This is a genomic window from Planococcus sp. TJ-302 (assembly GCF_058268455.1).
This window is the reverse complement of sequence record NZ_JBZDOI010000001.1, coordinates 480,043-502,142: the sequence shown is the minus strand read 5'-3', so window position 1 is coordinate 502,142 and position 22,100 is coordinate 480,043. Positions and strand designations below refer to the sequence as shown.

The window sequence follows — 22,100 nt, the reverse complement described above, 5'->3', positions numbered from 1 at the left end:
TAATGCTATATTTTATGTATAAACCTATTAATTCTTGTTATAATTGTTGATATCAAACTTTGGTGAAAAGAGTGGTTAATATTAAGGAATCTTTGCAAATCTTCCATGCAGCAGGGCATATATTTGCCTCTATGGGACAAATTTACTCAAAACCGCTCCACCAGCATTCCGACACCTGTGAGATTTTGTTGGTGGTTTCCGGTACCGGCCAATTCACCATCAACGAAAAAAACTACCGTGCAGGACCCGGGAGCATCGTGTTATACAATGCAGGCGATTGGCATGAAGAACGGGTAGATCCCCGCTCCCCTTTTCAAGCGCTTTATCTTTGCTGTTCCGGAAACTTGGCGGATGGCTTGCCGATCAGCCACATCCGGGAAACGCAGTTAGCCCCTGTACAGTTTTTGCGCGTTTTTTCCGAGCTTCAGTCACTGCTTGGGGAAATCATCCAGCAACAGCAAGACCAGGCGATGCTCCGGCATTTGCTGGCGCTGTTCTTCTGCACGCTAGAACGAGCCTTGGCACCCCCCGCCGCAATTGAAAATCCGGACCTGAGCCAATTGATCCGCAAGGCACAGCATTATATAGAAGAGAACCATTGCCGCGACATCACACTTTCCGACCTATCGTTGGAACTGGGCTTAAACAAATATTACTTAGCGCGCCAGTTCAAAGAGTTGACGGGTGTCAGCCCGATCCAATACGCCATCCAATGCCGCATGAGGACAGCGCAGCATCTTTTGCTGGAAACCTCCGGCAGCGTTCCGGAAATCGCCGCTCAGACTGGCTATAAGAGCGCCACGCATTTTCAGCAGGCGTTCAAGAAAACTGTCGGCAAACCACCTGGTGTATTCCGCAAGTTAATGAAAGAAAAACATGCCGATACATAGCTAATAAATATAACAAGCTGCTTTCAGTTAATGAAAGCAGCTTGTTTAAATTCTTAGATATTTATTCGTTCCATTCAGCAAAACAAACGGCCATCCATTCTCCTTGTTTAAGGATTGAGGACTAAAAAATCAGTTGTTGAAATGACTTTGACTATAGGAATCTTCCATAACACTTTTCCAGACTTCCCGTAAATTCAGGATTTCCTTCTTGCTGTTTCCGTAAAAGGAAGAACCGTGCATAATTGCCAGCGTACTCGGCTCGAGTTCACTAAGGTTCTGCAAAATCTGAACTTAGCGGATACACCTATTATATTACGCATCATAGATTTTTAAGAATTTCGTGATTTTCCATGCTATCCCCTTTGCAATTGGTCAACCGCCGAGCCGGAGATTCAAGATGTTCACCAGCTGTTCATTCATCTGAGCAGCGCTTTTGTCGAAATCTTGCCGGTACCACTCGATCACCATGCCGAGAATCGCGTTCGATTGGTAAGCGCTCAGCATATCGATGGCTATTCCTTCACCAATCAAGGAATGGGCGGCAAAATCTTCTTTCATTAATGCATTGATTTCTTCAAACAATAGATAGTAATAAGACAACGGCACGTTTTTAGAAAACACGATGAAATAGAACTTCTTGTATTTCTCGATGTGATGGAAAATACGGATGGTTGCCGGATTCAGCTTCGTGGTTTCAATCCGCTCCACATGCCGGTAAGGCGCCTGGTAGGATTCAGCCAAGTCTTTCATGATCTCCTTGAAATACTCTTCGAACAAGTCCTCGACTTTGCCAAAATGCTGATAAAATGTGCCCCGGTTGATTTTCGCTGCTTTGCAGATCTCGGTGATGGAGATCGATTCCAGCGCCCGCTCTTTTAAAAGGCTGATGAGGCTTTCGTGCAACGCTTCCTTGGTTTTCAGGACCCGCAAATCGATTTTCATTTTTCGCCCTCCCTTTATTGAACAAATTATCTGAAAATGTTGTTTACTGAACAAATCGGCATTTTTTGATGGTTGTTAGCGTTTGCGTGCTGGGATTATAATTTTATTATACAGTTGTTCAATAAAATTCAGGGGGTTTTCATTAATGAAATTCGAAGGTAAAGTGGCAATAGTGACTGGCGCGGCATCCGGCATGGGCAAAGCGATTGCGGAAGGCTATGCACATGAAGGCGCGAAAGTCGTAGTATCGGATTTGAACTTGGAAGGCGCAACGGCGGTTGCTGACGCCATCAAAGCAAATGGCGGCGAAGCGATTGCAGTGAAAACGAATGTAACTTCTTTGGAGGATCTGGAGACTTTATTCGAAGAAACGATAAAAGCTTACGGCAAGTTGGACGTCCTTGTGAACAATGCGGGCATCATGGACGGCATGGAGCCGGTCGGCGAAATTTCCGATGAGCGCTGGGACAAAGTATTTGCGGTCAATACGACGGCTGTCATGCGAACAATGCGCATCGCAACTGCCATCTTCCTTGAGCAAGGGCATGGCGTCATCATTAACAACATCTCCGCAGGCGGACTTTACGGAGCACGGGCAGGCGCTGCTTACACGGCGTCCAAACACGCAGTTGTCGGCCTCACGAAAAACACGGCATTCATGTATGCAGACAAAAACATCCGCTGCAACGGCATTGCACCAGGCGCGGTCGCTACCAACATCGGCAGCACCATGAGCAACATCAGCGGAGTGGGCATGAACCGCCAACAACTGGGCATGGCTATCAACCCGCGCATCGGACAGCCGGAAGAGATTGCTAAACTTGCGATTTTCCTCGGCTCGGACGATGCCAGCTTTATCAATGGCCAAGTGGTCACGGCTGATGGCGGCTGGACAGCATATTAACTTTTGATTTATTTGCTGATCTGCTAGGCTAACGGATCCACGCGTTTACACGCACTTTCAAAATAATTAACATAAAAGGGTTGGAGATTTATGTCTCCAACCCTTTTTGGCATTAGCCCGAATTAATGCGTTTTTTTAATCGTTGATGCACCACTCCATAAAATCGCAATGAACCACAACGCTATTAACAGAACTTATTGCCTTGACGTTTTCGGTAATGTGTATCATCGATATTCAATGAAAATCTATGAATCCCCTTCTTTTTCTACGATTTTCTATTCTTCCGCTCAATCGACTGGCTTTGAGCAAAGACACCTGTTGCCACCAGAAAAATTATTGTGCTCAGCCACATAACAATCCCGCTCCATTCCGCTGCTAAACACGTGCTTTGCGCTTAAATGAGCAACTGCATCAAAGCTAATAAACTCTATAACGCTGTATTTGGTTTCATATGTGCATTCCCCCAGAAAGTAACTTGGTTTGCTATACGTTTTAGGGGACTGATAATTCCGATTTTTGCTGAATGCGCGTAAATTGTTCTGAGCGCGTATAAATCTCGGTGAACGCTCGTAAATGTTTTTAAACGCAAGTAAATTTCTCTGAGCGCACTTAAACCTTGATAACGGCATATATAGCGATCGTAGATGAGCGTCAGAATCGGTTTATCTCGATCAAGTTTCATAATCCGAGTTTATTCATACCCACCACGTGACTCAGGAAGTGATTTATACTCCACTTTCCTCTTAATTTTGTTAAATACTTCATTCCTTAACTCAATGAACTGCTTCGCATCGTCCGTCGGTTCACAAAAACTCCCTGAAATTGAATGAGTCAGCATCTCCCCGTTGATCACGATGTTCCATTCATCTTCTTCATGCGGTTCTTGCGTACAAATCTCCCCATTTACAGGTTCAGGTGTAAAATCCTTCGGTTCCGCTATTTTTATCTCCCGCATTCTTTCGTAAATATCTTCCATCACTTCTTCTGTTAAAATTAAATCACCAGTTGCAGTCCCGCCTGCAATCAAATCTTTCGTCAACTTTCCTTCGAACGTATTTATTTCATTCTTTTTCTGGATGCCGAATTGAAGAGAAAAATTGAAATCACCCGGCATCTCTTGAGGAGGAGCATCATAAAGAGCCTGTTCTCCCCCTTTCGGTAGACAACCGAATAAAATGATGGATAGCAATAAAATTAAACTAGCTTTTTTCATCAGCAGCCCCCCTTTACTATTGCAAAACCTTGCCTTACCCAAACTACCTGTCAGCATAGGAGCATGTGAAGATGAAAATCACCATCGAACCAAATGAGCAGCAAATAACATCGTGGATTGACACCTTTGTCCCGAACCAAGATCTGTTTTTTATTGAAGAGGCGGATTTGACTTATTTCGAAAGCGAATTGACAGATGTCTTAGTCGTCCCGCGAAATGAATTCATGGCGCATGCGGTCTACAAGCGCCTTCAACTTGCGAATAGCTATATGTATTGGAATATCGAAGCCCGTATGTCTTATGTACTCGTCGCACTGCCGGAATGGATCGGGCGGATGGCTTTGCAAAAGAAGCAGCACCTTCTCGAAGTTCAAGCGGGCTCGGGCAGAGGGCTGGTGTTTCCCGCTTCGATGCTTCCGGAAGCTCCTGAGGATTTCTCTGTCGAACAGGATGGAACGGTGCTAGCCGTCATGCAGTATAGCTGGTGGCGGAAGTTGCCTCTTGAGTCAAAGAAACGTTTCTTAAAAGAATACGCTGTGCAATGGGACAGTCCGGAATGCCATGAGCTTCCTGAAGAGGCCCCCTCCCATTTACAGCAGTTCGCCAATCGCTACAGCGACAGCCATGGCAGCAATTGCTTATCGGCCACCTTGTTCGCCGTCACTGGCCACGCGTGGATAGCTGACGAATGGGTGCATCCAGACACATTCATACAAGGACTCCACCGCGCAAATTACAGGGCAATTGAAAAAGAGGCCGCCCCTGGAGATGTGGTGATCTGGTTTAATAATGCAGGCATCGTCCAACATGCCTCTTTTCATCTTGGCAATGATCTTTTCTTCAATAAAAACGGCCAGACCTTCTTCAACCCATGGAAAGTGATCGATGGGAATGAGCTGAACTGTGAATGGTCTCATCTCGACAAGAAGATTTATTCATGCCGCTAACTGCGTAAAATTTTTCTTGAACGAAAACTTCATCTTTTATTTTATTGGCGACTTTTAATCGATATGACCAATTCCGCAAGAGAAAAGTTACAATCAAAGTTGAAAAGATTTGTTAAAAAATCTTATTGCGTTAATATTTAATTAAACGATAAAAGCGAGGCGAAAAAATGGCCAGTAATTTAGATATGATGAAATTGATTTTCGACCCGAAAACCGAAGCAATCCTGCAGGCCGTTAAAAATACCGGGAAGACCGTCAAGGAAATCGCAGGCGGCATGGAGGAAAAGCCTTCTCGCCTCTACTACCCCATCCAAAAACTCTTGGGTACGGGGCTGCTGGAAGTGAGCGAAGAAAAACAAGTGGGCAATTTGATTGAAAAGTATTATTCGTCCCAGCATCTTTTCGACGACAACGACACCATGCAATTCGAAGGCGAACTTGCTTCGCGCAACGCCGACTTCCTTTTGCCGATGATCTTGATGTCAGTGAACAAAGGCGTCGCTTTGCTGAAAGAGGATCTGGAGAATGGCACAAAGGAACCGGAACAAATCTATTCTCGCTCCATCTATACAGAAACCACCGCTTCTTTAACGCATGATGAATGGCTTAAGGTCAACGAAATGATCCGCTTTATGCTGGATTCCCGCGATTCAGCAGGAAAAGCAGGCGCAAAAGAATACACGTTTTCCCTTTTGACTTACGAAAGCGCACCAAACCCTGCCGACGGATGAAGCCGGTAGGGGTTTTTTTCTTCTATTCGTTCAGACGGACCGCTCCTATTTTCGGCATGGAGCGGATTTTTTTATTTCCCGCAAAATAGAGTGCAATCACTGCTAGCCCTGCCCCGCCAAGCAGCATCATATTGCCCGCTCCAATCACCGGCGCAAAGATTCCGCCGAGCAGCGCACCGAGCGGCATGGCGGAAACGAGGACACTGTCGATGATCGACGATACCCGCGCCAATTTGTCTTCATCGATTGCGGTCTGCAAAAAGGTGACGAGCAGAACGCTCATCATGCCAAACGGGACAAAAGCGAGCCCGAAGATGATGATAGAAACCCATAAATTGCCGATAAACACCGAAAACATCCACAAAAGGAATGAACAGCCGGGCAGCACAATCATCATTCCGCTAAGCGGATATTTCAACAGTTTCGCCACGACTGCAGTACCGATCAAATTGCCGATCGTCAAGGCAAGGATCAAGTAACCATATGCAGCGCCGCCTCCACGTTCTGCTGCATAGACGGGCAAAATCGCGCTTGTGATGCCAAAGGAAAAGTTCGCTACGAGAAACGGCAAGCAGATGACCAGCAAGCCTCCTGTGAAAAAGTAGCTGAATCCTTGTTTCAGGCTCTTTCGGTAGCGGGGCCAGTCCATTTTCTGCGGGTTGCTTTGCTGACGAGTGCTATCGGTTTTCATAAAGCTAAAGAAAAGAGCCGCGGCTAGGTACGTCAATGCATTGTAAAAATAAATGCCGCCAACACCGATGAACAGAATCGCCCCGGCAAATGCCGCTTTCATGGCAATGTCGACCAAGAGCTGTGAGCTTGCTGCCAACGAGTTGAATGCGCCTCTCTGCCCTATCGGTACAATTTCAGGCACGATTGCTATTTCTGCAGTGCCTTGGAAATTCTCGAGGAACGAAATCAGGAACAAAATAGCGAGGACCAGCAACACCGATTCATATCCCAGCAGCATCCCCGCTGGAATGGCGAGCATGAGGATGAATTGAAAGTATTGCGCAAAGACCAGCACTTTCTTTTTATTGAGCTCTTCAATGATCGGCCCAAACAAGAAGTTCAAGGTTTTGGGAATCATGACGATTGCGGCAGCCAATCCCGTGTAAAATGGATTTCTTGTCAATTCAAAGACATACCAAATGACCGCCACTTCATATAAGCTATCACCGGATATCGAAACCAGCCGCCCTAACCACAAATTGCGTATCGTATTATTTTTTAACACTTGTTCACTCCTCATAATATTTTATCGTTAAAATTAATTTTAACGATAAATAAGAGAGAGTCAATAGTCATTAAAAATAATTTTTACGTATTGGGTTATTAAGAACGTAAAAAAGAAGGGCGGAATCTCTCCGCCCTTCTTTCGTTTTGAAGCCAACCCATTGTTTATTTACGTTTTCGTTTATTGAATGTGTAAATTCCGAATACGAAAGCCAGCGGTACGATTACGATTAAACTGAATACCGCGACCACGGCAATGATATTAAGCAGATTAGAATCCATAGCCCTTGTCCCCTTTTCCACTGTCTTCGTTCACGTTAAAGCGCGTTCATACTACGATACCACATCTTGCAGAGCCCAACCGCTCACAATAACGAGCTTTTTATTCGGCCCATAACAATCGTATTGCGATAGCGTAAGCCTGATAGAAGTTTGTCGTTCTTCAAAACCCCTTCAACTTTAAAGCCCATTTTCTCATAAAGCTTAATCGCTTTAACATTGCCTTCGTTAACGCTCAAGGCGATTTTTTTTACACCGGTCGAATCCGCCCAGTGAATTGACTCCTGGAGCAAGTTCTGGCCGATGCCAATTCCCCAGTATGGCTGAAGAATCACCACTCCGAATTCCAACTTATGCGCAGAACGCTTTAGATGGCTGCCCTAGCAGCGAGAAAAGCCAGTAAGCGCTCCACTTGCTTCCGCTACGAGAAACAGGTTACGGCTGCACTCAGCGTCCAATGCAATCAACCGAGTGTAAGCGTATGGATCAATGAAGCCTTCCCCGGGCTCCCTGTCCAGGTTTTCAGTTTCTCCGTCCGCCCGCAGCCGACCGAATCACGTAAGATGCTCCGTTTACGTTGAATTCTTTTCGGGCCCATTCCATCTTTTATTATTCTTCCCCTCAAACGAATCAACTCACGCTTTCTTGTAAAAGAAAAAGTCCTTCGAAAACCATAAGCCGATGCAGTATAGCGCCAAGCCGATAAACGCCGGCAATAGATGGATGAATGTCGTGTAGCCGATAAGGTAATGCACCGAAATCGCCGCGCTGAACGCCGGGATGCCGCCGAACAAGAACGTCTGCCACACCCACTTTTCACCTTGCCGGAAGCCCCATAACGCCAGCATCAACACCAGTAAGCCGACACTGAACAGCGCACTGCCAAATCCGGCCCGGTCGTGGGCGATTACCGGAATCAGCCTGGCGTTAAGCGACGCCAATTGTTCAGGCGGCATGCAGATATAAGCGATGTCGGTCGAGACGAAGACGCCAGTTACGCCAATCAACGAAATGACCAGCCCGCCAACTGTTAGGGCGACGCCAAGCGACACAAAAGCGAGCTGCCCCCAAAGACTACGTTTCCACGCTTTGTGGTTGGTACGGTTTTCCGATTTCGGCTGCTCGTTATGCGGTTTTGAAGCTTGGTAGCCTTTCCAGAACAACGGCAGCAAAATGAGCCATAACAAGCCGTGCAGCCAATCGAAATAACCGAAGCCTAAAAACAGCAGTATGCCAAGAAAACCGAAGGCTCCTGCGATATGAATCGCGCTTTTCGCCCAGTGCAGGCCGCGTCGGACGCCGTGGCGCGCGAGCTGCATGTAAATCAAACCGCCCGAAATCATCGTTCCGGCAACGGTCATCCGGTCATGCTGCATAAAGCGGTAGATCCGCGGGTTCAACGCGATCAGCTCTTGCCGCGTCAAGCGCAGGAATGTTTCATCATAGGGCAGCACGACGACGGTCAGGCTGACAATCAACGCTGCTGCGCCAGCAAGCGCCATGATAAAGCCGAACAGCCAGTGCCAATGCCAGACGCTGTGTGATGCTTGTTGCGGCTCCCGGTCGTGGAGGATGGCCTCGTTGATCCGCTTCGGCAATCCCGGCCCGGTCTCGACATAGCCACTGGACAAGATGACCGCATCAGCGCCGGAGCGGAAAAGCGTGATGGCGTCCCCAGGTTCAGCAATACCGCCAACCGTAATGATCGGCAATTGAAGTTCGGCTTTTACGCGCCTCACTGCCGCTCCGAGTTCAGCCGTCTGGTCCCTTGGGAACTCGATGCCTAAAGCTGACTCGATTCCGCGTTCTTCAACCAGGACGCCGTCGATGCAGCCGTTTTCGGCCAATTCGCTAAGACGTGGGAGATCCAAGCTTGCATGATCGCAAGCGTAGAGGAGCGGCTTGTTTCTTGCCACGTGCCTCAATGCTTGAAATTCATTATTGGTGAATGGGGCTGCCACGATAAAAGCGTCGCCTGAACCGTGCAGCTCTTGCACCAAGCGGATTGCTTCCTCTATAGAAGCGCTCGGGTCGATGCGGATTAGCAGTGGTTTGTTGAACTTTTTTAACTCCGCTAATTTCTCACGTGTTTTATTTACACCAGGCGATTCGCCTTGGCGGGAGAACGCGATTCTGCCGGTGGTTTCATTGAAGCGGACAGCCTCTCCATGTTGTGGCTCGGCCGACACCGGGCCGACTTCGATAAAGCCGAAGCCCAAATTGCCGAATGCAGCCGTTCCGGCAAGTAGAGGGTCGATCTTCCCGCTCAAGCCGACCGGGTTCGACAAAGCAAGCCCCGCAACAATCGACTGAAGCTTTTTGGAAGGTTCGGTATGGCCCAGTATTTCAATAAACGCGCCGCCCCCAGGAAGCGAAGAAACTGTGTTCATGCCGCGGTGGATAAAGTTCCTGCCCGTAGCAGCTGGCAGTTTATCGAGCGCGGGCTTAAATATCGTATGATACGTCCAATCCGGCAAAACATCACATCCTGAATTTCATTCTGTTTTAATCATACACAGAAAATTCCAGTTCTGCCATACGAGATTCGACGCGTGGAGCAGTGTATTGGTCGGAGGAAAGCATTTATGTGCGTTCAGGAGAATTTACGAGCGCTCAGCGGGATTTACGAGCGTTCAGGAGGATTTATGCGCGTTCAAAAGAATTTACGAGTGTACAGAAAGTTTTACGTACGCTCTACGAAAGTCTGCCTATAGCAGGACCCGCTTCTCATAAAAAGAATTATAAATTTTTTCAGGCTTGAATCAATTCAAAGAAAAAGAAAAACAAAAACACCGCTTTTAGCGGTGCCTGCTACGTATTTTAAGATATTTTCGGTTTGCGAGTTTCCTGTGTATTCGATAACTCGATTAAAGCAGGGTAGCCTAAGAGGAAAATTGCATACGTAATAACAGCCAGCGCAATAGCCGTTTCAATCGTGAGATTTAATAGTGTGATCGTCAAATAGAGAAATAGAAATAAAGCTAAATATACGTAGCTAGATCTTCTGCGCGTTTTCACAGATACATATTGCTGCCTTCCGCAGTTCGGACAAGGAATTCCGTTGTTAAGTGAAAGAGACCTTCGGAAAGATGCTTTCCAATTCCATTTAAAGCTGCAATTTTTACAACGCGGCATTGCTTCATCCGCCCCCTTCTTTTTTCTAAAGAAGTAGAGTATTAAAAACTTTTGTAGCATAAGACCTTAATAAGAAAGACCGTCCGCAAAGTGTTTTACCACAATTACCAACGATCTTTTTTAATTACTTAATTCACTTTTTTCGAACTGTTCCAGTACATTTCGCGCAAACGGAATTTCTGCAGCTTGCCGGTTGCCGTTTTCGGCAGCGCTTCAACAAAATCGATCGATTTCGGCGTCTTGAAATGCGCCATGTTTTCGCGCGTATAAGCGATAATGTCCTGTTCGGTGCATTGCGCACCCGGATGCAACACGATGATGGCTTTCGGCACTTCGCCCCATTTCTCATCCGGCACCGCGATGACGGCCACTTCTAAGATGTCTGGATGCTTGTAAAGGACGCCTTCGATTTCAGTCGACGAAATATTTTCGCCGCCGGAAATGATCATGTCCTTGATGCGGTCTTGGATTTCGATATAACCGTCCGGGTAAGTCACCGCCAGATCTCCTGTATAGAACCAGCCGTCGCGGATCGCTTCAGCAGTCTTCTCAGGGTCTTTGTAATAGCCGCTCATGACGACGTTCCCGCGAGTGACGATTTCCCCCAGCTCTTTGCCGTTCCAAGCCACTTCACGGCCGTCCTCCTGGCTGACGACTTTCGTTTCACCGTTGAACGCAAGCTCGATGCCTTGGCGCGCCTTAATCGTCGCTTGCTCATCTGGTGTTAACTCGTCAAATGCCTTATGCCACTCGCAATAAAGGATGAACGGCGAAGTCTCGGTTAAGCCATAGACGTGCATCATATTCAAGCCGAGCACCGCCTGCGCCTTAGCGATCAATGCCGCAGCTGGAGGGGCTCCTGCCGTAGCCATGCGCGGGCTCGTGGTAATCTTGATTTCTTTCGCTTTCGGTTCATTGACGAGCATGTTGACGACGGTCGGTGCACCACATAGCAATGTCACTTTGTGCTTTTCGAACAGCTCCAAAATAAGCGGCGGATCAATTTTGCGCAAGCAAATATGCGTGCCCCCTGCAGCCGTCAGCGCCCAGACGCCGCCCCAGCCATTCGCATGGAACATTGGCAAGGTATGTAAATAGACATCGTCGTGCACTACGTTCAGATGGTACATGAAGTTTGCTGCGTTCAAGTAATTGGCGCGGTGTGTCAGCATGACGCCTTTCGGATTCGACGTCGTGCCGCTTGTATAATTAAGCGTCAGCATGTGATTCTCATCGAAGTCAAAATCCGGCAGTACAGCGTCTGCCGGCACTTCGCTTATAAATTCCTCGTACGACACCCCCTCGAGGGCAGATTCATGGCCTGGGACATCCACCACAATGAACTTTTCAATCGGCAGGCTGTGCTGAATCTCTTCGAGCAATTTGCCAAACTCTGCGTCGACGATGATCATTTTCGCGTCGCTGTGGCGAATGATGTACTCAAGGTCTTTTGCCGCTAACCGGTAATTGAGCGGCACCATAACCGCACCGAGTTGGCAAATGCCGTAGAAGCATTCCAACATATAATGAGTGTTCGGCAGCATAACTGCTACATGGTCGTTCTGCAAAATACCGGCGCTTTGGAGCGCAAATGCCAACTGGTCCGTCCGCTTGCCGAACTCTTTATATGTGAATTTCTTCTCTTGATCAATGACCGCAATTTTCTCCGGATAATACTTGATGGCCCGTCGTTTCCAATCTAATGGCGTTAATGGTGCAAACATGGTCATTTCCCCTTCCGAATCTATAGTAGGCAAAACTGTTATATAGCAAGTATATGGACCCAAGAAAACTGTGTCAACGAAGCGATTGGAATTTATCGAATACTATCATTTATAGTTTACATAATTAATATATTCAATATATAAGCATTTGATTATGGGAGATTTTCGGAAAATAGATATGAACTTTTTAATTAGATTACATAATAATAATATTTAAAACATAAGTATTGACTTATACTTTATCCTGCTCTTTTTAAAGAACCTAGCACACATAAAAAGGATAGCCCATAAATGGACTACCCCTTCCCTTCACCTTATTCACGCTTGCTCTTTTGGAGCGGGCATTTCTTTCTTGTAAACTGCTGTTACTTTTCCGTCCGAGCTCTCATCTATGATGAATGAGCCGTTCGAATAGCGGTCAACTGTTTTTAACGCTGTTGCTGCAAGCGGAAGTCGGACACCTTTTGCTGTTTCCATTAAGATTTCCTCTGAACCGGATACCGACAGTACGCAGACGACACGGTGGGGATTTGATTTCAATTCCCGCAGCATGACGACGCCGCGTTTCGCGCGGCTTCCGATTTCAAATTCCTGAAGCTTCATTTTCTTGGCGGCTCCGCGCTGCGTGACCAATACAAGGTCTTGCTTTTGCTGCGGATCGATCATGATAGCCGATACAACGGTATCGCCGTCTTTCAAGTTGACGCCTTTTACCCCTGCTGTACGAAGTCCCGTCACAGGAATTTCTTCGAGCGGGAAACGCACGCCGTATGCCTGGTTCGTTGCAATGAACACTTCAGTTTCTTTTGTTACGACGCCGGCAAAAATCATTTTGTCGTCGCCTTTAAGGTTCATCGTCTTAATCGCGCGCGAGTAGCGCTGGATGTGATAATCCTTCAATGCTGAACGTTTGATCATGCCGTTTTTCGAAACGGTCAAAATGCTCTCGTCGGCTTCGAAATTCTCAAACGGATACACCGCCAAAATCGATTCGTTCGGTTCCAGCTGCACGATGCTTGATAAATGCTGGCCGAGGTCTTTCCATTTGATATCCGGCAGCTCATTGATCGGCTGGAAGACGAAATTGCCGCCGGTCGTGAATATCAAAATCGTATGCTGGGTATTCAAATTGCGTTCGAATAATAGATGATCAGAATCTTTCATTGCGAAATCCTGGCCGTTCGATGCCGCATGGGAACGCGGACTTGTGCGTTTCACATAGCCTTCTTTCGTGACTGTGACAACGACGTCTTCACTTGGAATCAACAATTCACGCGTAATGGTGATTTCCTGAATTTTGTCTTCGATGACCGAACGGCGCGGTTCTGCAAATTGCTTGCGGATAACGGCCAACTCTTTCTTGATGACATTTTTCAGCTTCGTGGCACTTGTCAAAATCCCAGTCAATTCAGCGATGAGCTTTTTCAAGCTATCCGCTTCGTTGCGCAATTCCGTGATGTCGGTATTCGTTAAACGGTATAGCTGCAAGCTGACGATGGCTTCCGACTGTGCTTCTGAAAAGGCGAACGAAGAAATTAAATTGTTCTTCGCATCGCGCTTGTCTTTCGACGCACGGATCGTTTTGATGACTTCATCGAGAATTGACAACGCTTTGATCAAGCCTTCGACGATGTGCATCCGGTCATTCGCTTTCTGCAAATCAAATTCCGTGCGTTTCGTGACGATTTCTTTTTGGTGAGTGATGTAAGCATCAAGTGATGTCTGCAGCGTCATCATCGTCGGGCGGCGTTTGTGGATCGCCACCATATTGAAGTTATAGCTGACTTGAAGATCCGTGTTTTTGTACAGGTAATTCAAGATGCCGTTAGCGTCCATGTCTTTTTTCAATTCGATGACGATGCGCAGTCCGGTTCTGTCGGATTCATCACGAACTTCCGAAATGCCTTCGAGTTTGCGGTCGAAGCGCTGGTCATCGATTTTTTTGATCATGCTGGCTTTATTGACTTCAAACGGGATTTCGGTGATGACGATTTGTTCTTTACCGCCTTTTAACGGCTCGATATCCGCTTTCGAACGGATAATGATCTTGCCTTTACCGGTTTCATACGCTTTGCGGATGCCGTCGACGCCTTGAATAATGCCGCCAGTCGGAAAATCCGGCCCTTTGATGACCGTCATCAGCTCCTCGACCGTCGCGTCCGGATTATCCATGCGCATAAGCACAGCGTCAAGCACTTCATGCAAAGCGTGCGGCGGGATATCCGTCGCGTAGCCGGCAGAAATTCCTGTCGAACCGTTCACCAGCAAGTTCGGGAAACGCGATGGCAAGACCGTAGGCTCCATATCCGAATCATCGAAATTCGGGATGAATTCTACGGTGCGCTTGTCGATATCGCGCAGCAATTCGCCGGCAATCGCCGACAAACGTGCTTCAGTATAACGCATCGCAGCTGGCGAATCGCCGTCCATCGAGCCGTTATTTCCGTGCATTTCAACGAGCATGTGGCGCACTTTCCAGTCCTGGCTCAGGCGCACCATCGCTTCGTATACAGACGTATCGCCGTGTGGATGATAATTACCGATGACGTTACCGACCGTTTTAGCGGATTTCCGGAACGCTTTATCGTTGGTGTTGCCTTCTTTGTACATGGCATATAAAATCCGGCGCTGAACAGGTTTCAACCCGTCGCGCGCATCCGGAAGTGCGCGGTCCTGGATGATGTATTTACTGTAACGCCCAAACCGATCGCCGATGACTTCTTCTAATGGCAGATCTTGAAAACGTTCGGTTTGTGTCATACAACTTCCTCCTCAGCATGAATTAAATCATTTTCCAAAATGTTGCCGTCTTCTTCCATACCGAAGTCGACGTTGTTTTCAATCCACAAGCGGCGCGGTTCTACTTTATCGCCCATAAGCGTCGTAATCCGGCGTTCCACGCGCGCTGCGTCTTCAATCGTGACGCGGATCAATGTCCGGGTTTCCGGATTCATCGTGGTTTCCCATAATTGGTCGGCGTTCATTTCGCCAAGACCTTTGTAGCGCTGCAGCATATAGCCTTTGCCCACTTTTTTCGTGGATGCTTCAAGGTCGGCTTCCGTCCAGGCGTAATCGACCACTTCTTTTTTGCCGACGCCTTTTGAAACTTTGAACAGCGGCGGCAATGCGATAAACACTTTGCCGGCTTCGATGAGCGGCTTCATATAGCGGTAAAAGAACGTCAGCAATAGCACTTGAATGTGTGCGCCGTCGGTATCCGCATCGGTCATGATGATAACTTTGTTGTAGGCGATGTCGGCAACTGAGAAATCCGCCGCTACTCCGCCGCCGATGGCGTGGATAATCGTCGAAATCTCTTCGTTTTTCATAATGTCCTCAAGCTTCGCTTTTTCGGTATTGACGACTTTCCCGCGCAGCGGCAAGATCGCCTGGAACGTACGGTCGCGGCCTTGCTTCGCTGAACCGCCGGCCGAGTCGCCCTCCACCAGGTACAATTCGTTTTTCGAGGCGTTCCGGGATTGCGCCGGCGTCAATTTGCCGGACAGGAGCGCATCCGATTTTTTACGCTTTTTGCCGTTTCGGGCATCTTCGCGTGCTTTCCGTGCGGCTAAGCGCGCTTGTGACGCGCGAATCGCTTTCCGGACGAGCGATGCGCTCAAATCTGCGTTTTCTTCCATGAAATACATCAGCTTCTGCGACACAATGGCGTCGACAATGCTGCGCGCTTCGCTCGTACCGAGCTTGCTTTTTGTCTGCCCTTCGAATTGCAGCAGTGCTTCCGGAATTCGGACCGAGATGATCGCGGCCAACCCTTCACGGATGTCCGAACCTTCGAGATTCTTATCTTTGTCTTTCAATAAATTGATTTTTCGTGCGTAATCATTGAAGACACGCGTCATTGCCGCTTTGGCGCCGGTTTCGTGTGTTCCGCCGTCACGTGTGCGGACGTTGTTGACGAATGACAAAATCGTTTCCGAATAGCCGTCGTTAAACTGGAACGAAAACTCGACTTCGAGCTCATCCTGATGTCCTTCGATATAGGCAACCTTATGCAGCACGTCTTTTTCTTCGTTCAAGTACGCAACAAATGCTTCAATTCCAGTCTCGTAGAAAAACGAGTCCTGCATGCCATTGCGCTTGTCCGTCAAGTCGATTTTCAATCCTTTTAACAGGAATGCTGATTCGCGCAGGCGCTCGCTCAAGGTTTCGTAATTGTATTTCGTCGCTGAAAAAATCGATTCATCCGGCAGGAAATGGATTTCGGTACCGGTTTCTTTTGTCGTGCCGATTTCTTCTAGCGTCGTGACCGGCTTGCCGCCGTTTTCAAAGCGCTGGCGGTATTTCTTGCCGTCGCGGAAAATCGTCACTTCCAGGAATTTAGACAGCGCGTTGACGACTGATGCGCCGACTCCGTGGAGCCCGCCGCTTGTTTTATAGCCGCCTTGGCCGAACTTGCCGCCTGCGTGAAGCACAGTCAAAATGACTTCCGGCGTCGGTTTGCCGCTTCGGTGCATTCCCGTCGGCATGCCGCGGCCGTGGTCGCGGACGCTCAAGCTATTGTCTTCGTGGATCGTTACGCTGATTTTGTCGCCGAATCCGGCAAGCGCTTCATCAACCGAGTTGTCGACGATTTCATAAACCAAATGGTGCAGTCCTCTGGCGTCTGTCGAACCGATATACATACCCGGGCGTTTTCTAACGGCATCTAGGCCTTCGAGTACTTGAATTGCTTCTTCGTTGTATGCCGTACTTTTTGTTTTGGCCATTCTTTTCCCTCCAACAAAACATCTGTTCGCATTTCTTTGTCTTTTAATCGTATCGATAACAGGCCAATCTGTCAATAATCATAGAAAAAGAGAGCTAGGCGCCCTCTTATCCTAAAAAAAGCTCTTATTTGAGGATGGCGTGTTCCACTTTGATGCAGCGGTCCATGATAACCGTATAGCCTGCATCGGTCAAGTCGTCGAATACTGCTTCGTCCACCACATTCAATTGGGTCCAGAATACCGGGGCATCGATGGCTTTGAAATCACGCGCCAGTTCCGGCAGAAATTCACTGCGGCGGAAGATATTGACGATATCGACCGGTTCCGGGATATCCGCCAAGGACGCGTAGCTTTTCTCGCCGAGCACGTTGTCCGCTCTCGGATTCACTGGGATGATCCGGTAGCCTGCCCGCTGCATCGCTTCCGACACCATATAAGAGGTGCGGTCGGGATTCGGGCTGAGCCCCACGACAGCAATTGTTTTGGAATCATCAAGAACTTTTTTGATTTTTTCACGGCTTGGATTGTGCATTCAATTCACCTGTCCTTTTATTCTATCATACATGATTTACGCTGCGTTGTTGAATAAACGATCGGATATTGTTCAATGAACTCGCTTCATGTTAAACTTAAAAAACAAATACGTATGGCCCAAAGGAGTTTTCCATGGATATTTTGCTTCCCCTTATTTTAGCTTACTTGCTCGGTTCGATCCCTTCCGCGTTATGGGTCGGGAAACTGTTCTACAAGACGGATATCCGCACGAAAGGCAGTGGGAATCTAGGGGCCACCAACACCTTTCGTACACTCGGCGCAAAAGCGGGAATCGCCGTAACGATCCTCGACATCCTGAAAGGGACTGCCGCAACCATGATTCCATTTTACATCGACACATCAATCCACCCGCTCGTCTTCGGTGTCATCGCGGTCATTGGCCACATGTTTCCGGTCTTTGCGAAATTCAAAGGTGGAAAAGCGGTTGCAACATCCGGCGGCATCCTGCTCGGCTATCAATGGCCATTGTTCCTGCTGGCAGTCGCTGTATTGCTGATTGCCCTAAAAATCACAAAAATGGTTTCGCTATCTTCCATTATTTTAGCAGTAGTTGCAGTTATTTATACAGTTATTTATACATTTTATTCAGAAGATTATCCGTTTTTGATTGTCATCCTCATATTGGCGAGCTTTATCATCTACCGCCACCGGGCGAATATCGCGCGGATCAAGGCCGGCACAGAGCCGAAAATCAAATGGTGAAATGCCATTGAAAGGGCGTGCAGCGCATGCAGATCAACATCAGTGAAGATGCATTCGAATGGTTCTCGAAAGAAATGGAAGTAGAAGCTGGAGACAAAGTCCGATTTTTCGTCCGCTACGGCGGCTCAAGTAAATTGCAGCCGGGATTCTCGCTCGGCGTAACGAAAGACCAGCCTGGGGAAACGGCCGTCAGTATTGAACAAGACGACGTCACCTACTATATCGACGAAACCGACCTCTGGTATTTTGATGGCCATGATTTGCTAGTGAGCGTGAACGACGACCTGAAAGAATTGAATTACGATTATAAAAAAGACAACGCGTGAGAAACTTCACGCGTTGTCTTTTTTGAATTTATGCAATTGGTGCAGCATGTTTTCTTCTTTCAAAATGCGGACTTGATGTTCGCCGAACAAGTCGAAATGCGGATAATTATTGCGCAGGTCCATCCATTCCGGCTTCAAGCCGTATTGGCGTCCCCATTGCTCCAGCTTTTCCAAATCGCAGCAGCCGACTTTCGTCACCGTCGAACAGCCCACGAACCGTTCATCCACCCAATAATGCGTCAAAAAGGCGATTTTTCCTTCTTCCACATCGAGCTTCCAGCGTACGAGCTCTTCGCGCTTAATTCCGAACGCCATCCGTATCCTTCCTTTTCACTTCCTGGTATTTTTCATGCCATTCCGGAAACGCCTTCTGGATCGATACTGGCCGGAATGTTTCTTTTTTCACCACAACGTGCTCTGACGTCGCTTTTGCTGCGAGCGTGCCGTCTTCGTGCAGAATCTCATAGCCATACGTCGTGCGCAGGCGGCCATGTTCTTCCACCCATGTACGGACAATGGCTTTCTGGCCGTAGCGCATCGGCGCCTTGTATTGGATCGATACATCCGTCACTGGCGACAGGTAGCCTTCGCTCTCCATCCCGGCATAGGTAAAACCCAGGTCTTCAATCAGCTTCGTGCGGCCGATCTCCAGCCAAATGATGTAATTGGCATGGTAGACAACGCCCATTTGATCGGTTTCCGCATAGCGGATCTCTATCTCTTTTTCACTAATAAACATTCTTTCTTCACCTCTCACTTCAGTATACAAGAGACTCAGCGGAATCGAAAAAGAAAAGCTTGTCTCGCCTGCCATTTTCATTGAAACCCTTGAAGACTTCTATAGGTCTTTTTTGGAAAATTAAGGATTTACTTCCCTTGCCCAATAAAATACTTTCTATATCCCTTATTCCACGTAAAAAAAGCATCCTGGAATCGATCCAGGACGCTTTTCTATGAATTTATTACACTTCTAGCAATTTGTTGCGGAGTACCATCTGAAGGATACCACCATGGCGGTAGTAATCTACTTCTACTTCTGAGTCGAAACGAGCAAGTACTTCAAAAGTAGTCACGTCGCCGTTTTCAGCAGTCGCAGTCACTGTCAGGATATCGCGTGGTTTAACGGTATCAGACAAGTTGACAGAGATGGATTCGCGGCCAGTCAAGCCAAGGACTTCAGCGTTTTGGCCGTTCAAGAATTGAAGCGGCAAGACGCCCATCATTACCAAGTTCGAACGGTGAATCCGCTCGTAGCTTTCAGCAATAACAGTTTTGATGCCCAATAGGAATGTACCTTTGGCAGCCCAGTCGCGAGACGAGCCCATGCCGTAGTCTTTTCCTGTCAAGATCGCAAGGCCAGTTCCTTCTTGCTGATATTTCATCGCTGCATCGTAGATTGCCATTGTTTCACCAGTCGGCCAGTACGTTGTGTAGCCGCCTGTTGTGCCTGGTGCAACCTGGTTGCGGATGCGAATGTTCGCGAACGTTCCGCGCATCATAACTTCATGGTTCCCGCGGCGAGAGCCGTAAGAGTTGAAGTTGCGAGGCTCGACGCCTTTTTCACGCAAGTATTTGCCTGCTGGCGTATCTTTGCCGATTGCCCCAGCTGGTGAAATGTGGTCAGTCGTGATCGAGTCAGCGAACTTAGCCACTACGCGCAAGTCAGCCAATGGCTGGATTGGAGCCGGTTCTTTCGAAAGGCCGTCGAAGAATGGCGGGTTCTGGATATAAGTCGACTCTTCGTCGAATGCGTATAACGCATCGTCGTTCGTCTTGATGGCGTTCCAGGCTTCGTTCTCGCTGAAGACATGCTCGTATTCTTTGCGGAACAATTCAGGCGTCACGGTATCAGCCACGACTGTTTTGATTTCTTCAGTTGTTGGCCAGATGTCTTTGAAGAACACATCGTTGCCTTCTTTGTCTTTGCCGATTGGATCAACAGCGAAGTCGATATCAACTGTTCCAGCAAGTGCATAAGCGACTACTAGCATCGGAGACGCCAAGTAGTTGGCTTTGACTAGCGGATGGATACGCCCTTCAAAGTTACGGTTACCGGAAAGTACTGAAGAAACCAGCAAATCGTTGTCTAAAATCGCATCTTCGATTTCAGGCAATAGTGGGCCTGAGTTACCGATACATGTTGTACAGCCGTAGCCGACAAGGTTAAAGCCGATTTGGTTCATGTAATCAAGCAATCCAGAATCGTTCAAATAGCCAGTTACAACTTTCGAACCTGGCGCAAGTGAAGTTTTCACGTATGCAGGCGGCGTCAAGCCTTTTTCGACCGCTTTTTTAGCGACCAAACCAGCGCCCAACATTACATACGGGTTTGATGTATTCGTACAAGATGTGATAGCAGCAATTGCTAGCGACCCTGTCTTCATTTCAGCAACGCGGCCGTCTTTGAAGTTGACCGTAGCTGATTTCGCGATTTCATTCGCATCAAGCGCAAAACCGTGCGGGCCTTCAGGAGCCATTACCGCTTTGTTGAACTCAGTCTTCATTTGAGACAAAGGAATCAAATCTTGTGGGCGTTTCGGTCCAGCAAGGTTCGGCTCAATTGTTGAAAGGTCCATTTCCACAACGTCTGTGTAGATTGGATCTTCGTTCTCAACGGTGAAGAACATGTCATTCGCTTGCAAATATGCTTTTGTGATCGCGATTTGTTCAGCAGAACGTGCTGTCAAACGCATGTAGTTAAGCGCTTCTTCATCAACTGGGAAGAATCCGCAAGTCGCGCCGTATTCAGGTGCCATATTGGCAATTGTCGCACGGTCAGCAAGCGGCAATTTCGTAACGCCAGGTCCGAAGAACTCGACGAATTTGCCGACTACGCCTTTTTTACGCAATTCTTCAGTCACTTTAAGCGCCAAATCGGTAGCTGTTGCACCGTTCGGCAATTCGCCTGTCATTTTCACGCCGATAACTTCTGGAATTGGGAAGTAAGAAGGCTGTCCGAGCATGCCCGCTTCAGCTTCAATTCCGCCAACGCCCCAGCCAAGTACGCCGATTCCGTTGATCATTGTCGTATGTGAATCTGTTCCGACCAATGTGTCAGGGAATGTTTCAAAAGTGCCGTCTGCGTTCGGTACAGCATGGACAACGTTTGCCAAATACTCAAGGTTAACTTGGTGAACGATACCCGTTGCTGGTGGAACTGCACGGTAGTTGTCGTAGGCTTTTTGTGCCCAGTTCAGGAATTGGTAACGCTCCGCATTGCGGTCGAACTCAAGTTCCATATTGATGCGCAAAGCATCTTCAGTGCCGTAGTTGTCTACCTGCACCGAGTGGTCGATTACAAGGTCAACTGGAATTTCCGGGTTAATCTTGTCTGGATCTCCACCAAGTTTCGCCATTGCTGAACGAAGTGCAGCCAAATCAACGACTACAGGAACTCCTGTGAAATCCTGCAAGATGACGCGTGAAGGCTTGAATGGAACTTCCGCTTCTTTGTTCGCATCTTTGCCCCATTTTGCCAACTCTTCTACGTGCTCGTCTTTGATGACGTATCCGTCATGCTGGCGCAGCACGGATTCCAAAAGTACTTTAATTGAATAAGGAAGCCGTGATACTTTCGCGATTCCTGCTTCTTCTAATGCAGCCAAACGGTAAAAGTTATACGTTTTGCCATTGAGCTCAAAAGAAGTGCGGCTGTTGTGCAAACTGCTTTTTGCCATGATCATGTTCCTCCTTTAAATCTTCTGAAAAGGCTTATAATAGAGTCTTTTCTCCTCTTCCATCATAACGAAAACAAAAGCATAAGTAAATTACATTAAAATTATGGAATGT

18 protein-coding genes and 1 pseudogene are annotated in these 22,100 nt (G+C 47.7%); 6 read left to right on the top strand and 13 right to left on the bottom strand.

Annotation, left to right across the window (positions count from 1 at the left end; all coding sequences use genetic code 11):
* Positions 1–131 precede the first annotated feature (131 nt).
* Positions 132–890: a helix-turn-helix domain-containing protein gene (locus AC4EHB_RS02580; protein WP_490980585.1), complete on the top strand. Its 759-nt coding sequence runs from the start codon at positions 132–134 to the stop codon at positions 888–890.
* 372 nt (positions 891–1,262) lie between these two features.
* Here AC4EHB_RS02580 and AC4EHB_RS02575 read toward each other — a convergent pair whose 3' ends face one another.
* A complete protein-coding gene (locus tag AC4EHB_RS02575; RefSeq protein ID WP_490974035.1) occupies positions 1,263–1,832 on the bottom strand; it encodes a TetR/AcrR family transcriptional regulator in 570 nt (189 codons plus the stop codon).
* Between the two features lie 145 nt (positions 1,833–1,977).
* On the opposite strand from AC4EHB_RS02575, the gene AC4EHB_RS02570 reads away from it, so the two are divergent.
* Positions 1,978–2,736, top strand: coding sequence for an SDR family oxidoreductase (locus AC4EHB_RS02570; protein ID WP_490980584.1), 759 nt, complete (start codon positions 1,978–1,980; stop codon positions 2,734–2,736).
* Between the two features lie 691 nt (positions 2,737–3,427).
* Here AC4EHB_RS02570 and AC4EHB_RS02565 read toward each other — a convergent pair.
* The gene (locus AC4EHB_RS02565; protein ID WP_490980583.1) at positions 3,428–3,949 is read right to left on the bottom strand and encodes a hypothetical protein; all 522 of its coding nucleotides are present in this window, start codon (positions 3,947–3,949) and stop codon (positions 3,428–3,430) included.
* Positions 3,950–4,020: 71 nt separating this feature from the next.
* On the opposite strand from AC4EHB_RS02565, the gene AC4EHB_RS02560 reads away from it, so the two are divergent.
* Positions 4,021–4,896 (top strand): hypothetical protein, encoded by an 876-nt coding sequence (locus tag AC4EHB_RS02560; RefSeq protein WP_490980582.1) that lies wholly within the window; start codon positions 4,021–4,023, stop codon positions 4,894–4,896.
* Between the two features lie 167 nt (positions 4,897–5,063).
* Positions 5,064–5,627, top strand: a complete 564-nt coding sequence (locus tag AC4EHB_RS02555) for an ArsR family transcriptional regulator (protein WP_490980581.1) — start codon at positions 5,064–5,066, stop codon at positions 5,625–5,627.
* 22 nt (positions 5,628–5,649) lie between these two features.
* Here AC4EHB_RS02555 and AC4EHB_RS02550 read toward each other — a convergent pair whose 3' ends face one another.
* The 8 genes and pseudogenes from AC4EHB_RS02550 to AC4EHB_RS02515 form a co-directional block, all read right to left on the bottom strand.
* A complete protein-coding gene (locus AC4EHB_RS02550) occupies positions 5,650–6,864 on the bottom strand; it encodes an MFS transporter (RefSeq protein ID WP_490980580.1) in 1,215 nt (404 codons plus the stop codon).
* 364 nt (positions 6,865–7,228) lie between these two features.
* Positions 7,229–7,745, bottom strand: a pseudogene (locus AC4EHB_RS02545) (GNAT family N-acetyltransferase).
* Between the two features lie 32 nt (positions 7,746–7,777).
* The gene (locus tag AC4EHB_RS02540) at positions 7,778–9,619 is read right to left on the bottom strand and encodes a beta/alpha barrel domain-containing protein (protein WP_490980579.1); all 1,842 of its coding nucleotides are present in this window, start codon (positions 9,617–9,619) and stop codon (positions 7,778–7,780) included.
* A 343-nt stretch (positions 9,620–9,962) separates the two neighbouring features.
* Positions 9,963–10,277: a TIGR04104 family putative zinc finger protein gene (locus tag AC4EHB_RS02535; RefSeq protein ID WP_490980578.1), complete on the bottom strand. Its 315-nt coding sequence runs from the start codon at positions 10,275–10,277 to the stop codon at positions 9,963–9,965.
* Positions 10,278–10,405: 128 nt separating this feature from the next.
* The gene (locus AC4EHB_RS02530; RefSeq protein WP_490974027.1) at positions 10,406–12,001 is read right to left on the bottom strand and encodes a long-chain-fatty-acid--CoA ligase; all 1,596 of its coding nucleotides are present in this window, start codon (positions 11,999–12,001) and stop codon (positions 10,406–10,408) included.
* Between the two features lie 318 nt (positions 12,002–12,319).
* Positions 12,320–14,761 (bottom strand): DNA topoisomerase IV subunit A, encoded by a 2,442-nt coding sequence (gene parC, locus AC4EHB_RS02525; protein ID WP_490980577.1) that lies wholly within the window; start codon positions 14,759–14,761, stop codon positions 12,320–12,322.
* On the bottom strand, positions 14,758–16,728 hold the full coding sequence (gene parE / locus AC4EHB_RS02520) for a DNA topoisomerase IV subunit B (RefSeq protein WP_490980576.1): 1,971 nt from the start codon (positions 16,726–16,728) through the stop codon (positions 14,758–14,760). Before parE ends, parC begins: the two co-directional genes overlap by 4 nt.
* Before the next feature lie 124 nt (positions 16,729–16,852).
* Positions 16,853–17,260: a CoA-binding protein gene (locus AC4EHB_RS02515; protein ID WP_490980575.1), complete on the bottom strand. Its 408-nt coding sequence runs from the start codon at positions 17,258–17,260 to the stop codon at positions 16,853–16,855.
* A gap of 134 nt (positions 17,261–17,394) precedes the next feature.
* Here AC4EHB_RS02515 and plsY point away from each other — a divergent pair, with 134 nt between their 5' ends.
* Together plsY and AC4EHB_RS02505 are read left to right on the top strand one after the other, a co-directional pair.
* Entirely contained in the window at positions 17,395–17,985 is a 591-nt protein-coding gene (gene plsY / locus AC4EHB_RS02510; RefSeq protein WP_490974023.1) for a glycerol-3-phosphate 1-O-acyltransferase PlsY, read from the top strand.
* Between the two features lie 26 nt (positions 17,986–18,011).
* Complete coding sequence (locus tag AC4EHB_RS02505) at positions 18,012–18,311, top strand: HesB/YadR/YfhF family protein (protein ID WP_490980574.1); 300 nt, start codon at positions 18,012–18,014, stop codon at positions 18,309–18,311.
* Between the two features lie 6 nt (positions 18,312–18,317).
* On the opposite strand, the gene AC4EHB_RS02500 is transcribed toward AC4EHB_RS02505, so the two are convergent.
* The 3 genes from AC4EHB_RS02500 to acnA all read right to left on the bottom strand — a co-directional run bounded on the left by AC4EHB_RS02500 (position 18,318) and on the right by acnA (position 21,988).
* On the bottom strand, positions 18,318–18,626 hold the full coding sequence (locus tag AC4EHB_RS02500) for a hypothetical protein (RefSeq protein WP_490974021.1): 309 nt from the start codon (positions 18,624–18,626) through the stop codon (positions 18,318–18,320).
* On the bottom strand, positions 18,610–19,050 hold the full coding sequence (locus AC4EHB_RS02495) for an acyl-CoA thioesterase (RefSeq protein ID WP_490980573.1): 441 nt from the start codon (positions 19,048–19,050) through the stop codon (positions 18,610–18,612). Before AC4EHB_RS02495 ends, AC4EHB_RS02500 begins: the two co-directional genes overlap by 17 nt.
* 223 nt (positions 19,051–19,273) lie before the next feature.
* On the bottom strand, positions 19,274–21,988 hold the full coding sequence (gene acnA / locus AC4EHB_RS02490) for an aconitate hydratase AcnA (RefSeq protein ID WP_490980572.1): 2,715 nt from the start codon (positions 21,986–21,988) through the stop codon (positions 19,274–19,276).
* Between the last annotated feature and the right edge of the window lie 112 nt (positions 21,989–22,100).

Coding starts and splice junctions, on each gene's coding strand:
- AC4EHB_RS02505 (WP_490980574.1), top strand. CDS start 18,012: ATGCAGATCAACATCAGTGAAGATGCATTCGAATGGTTCTCGAAAGAA.
- parE (WP_490980576.1), bottom strand. CDS start 16,728: ATGGCCAAAACAAAAAGTACGGCATACAACGAAGAAGCAATTCAAGTA.
- parC (WP_490980577.1), bottom strand. CDS start 14,761: ATGACACAAACCGAACGTTTTCAAGATCTGCCATTAGAAGAAGTCATC.
- acnA (WP_490980572.1), bottom strand. CDS start 21,988: ATGGCAAAAAGCAGTTTGCACAACAGCCGCACTTCTTTTGAGCTCAAT.
- AC4EHB_RS02560 (WP_490980582.1), top strand. CDS start 4,021: ATGAAAATCACCATCGAACCAAATGAGCAGCAAATAACATCGTGGATT.
- plsY (WP_490974023.1), top strand. CDS start 17,395: ATGGATATTTTGCTTCCCCTTATTTTAGCTTACTTGCTCGGTTCGATC.
- AC4EHB_RS02555 (WP_490980581.1), top strand. CDS start 5,064: ATGGCCAGTAATTTAGATATGATGAAATTGATTTTCGACCCGAAAACC.
- AC4EHB_RS02565 (WP_490980583.1), bottom strand. CDS start 3,949: ATGAAAAAAGCTAGTTTAATTTTATTGCTATCCATCATTTTATTCGGT.
- AC4EHB_RS02535 (WP_490980578.1), bottom strand. CDS start 10,277: ATGCCGCGTTGTAAAAATTGCAGCTTTAAATGGAATTGGAAAGCATCT.
- AC4EHB_RS02570 (WP_490980584.1), top strand. CDS start 1,978: ATGAAATTCGAAGGTAAAGTGGCAATAGTGACTGGCGCGGCATCCGGC.
- AC4EHB_RS02580 (WP_490980585.1), top strand. CDS start 132: ATGGGACAAATTTACTCAAAACCGCTCCACCAGCATTCCGACACCTGT.
- AC4EHB_RS02530 (WP_490974027.1), bottom strand. CDS start 12,001: ATGTTTGCACCATTAACGCCATTAGATTGGAAACGACGGGCCATCAAG.
- AC4EHB_RS02515 (WP_490980575.1), bottom strand. CDS start 17,260: ATGCACAATCCAAGCCGTGAAAAAATCAAAAAAGTTCTTGATGATTCC.
- AC4EHB_RS02495 (WP_490980573.1), bottom strand. CDS start 19,050: ATGTTTATTAGTGAAAAAGAGATAGAGATCCGCTATGCGGAAACCGAT.
- AC4EHB_RS02575 (WP_490974035.1), bottom strand. CDS start 1,832: ATGAAAATCGATTTGCGGGTCCTGAAAACCAAGGAAGCGTTGCACGAA.
- AC4EHB_RS02500 (WP_490974021.1), bottom strand. CDS start 18,626: ATGGCGTTCGGAATTAAGCGCGAAGAGCTCGTACGCTGGAAGCTCGAT.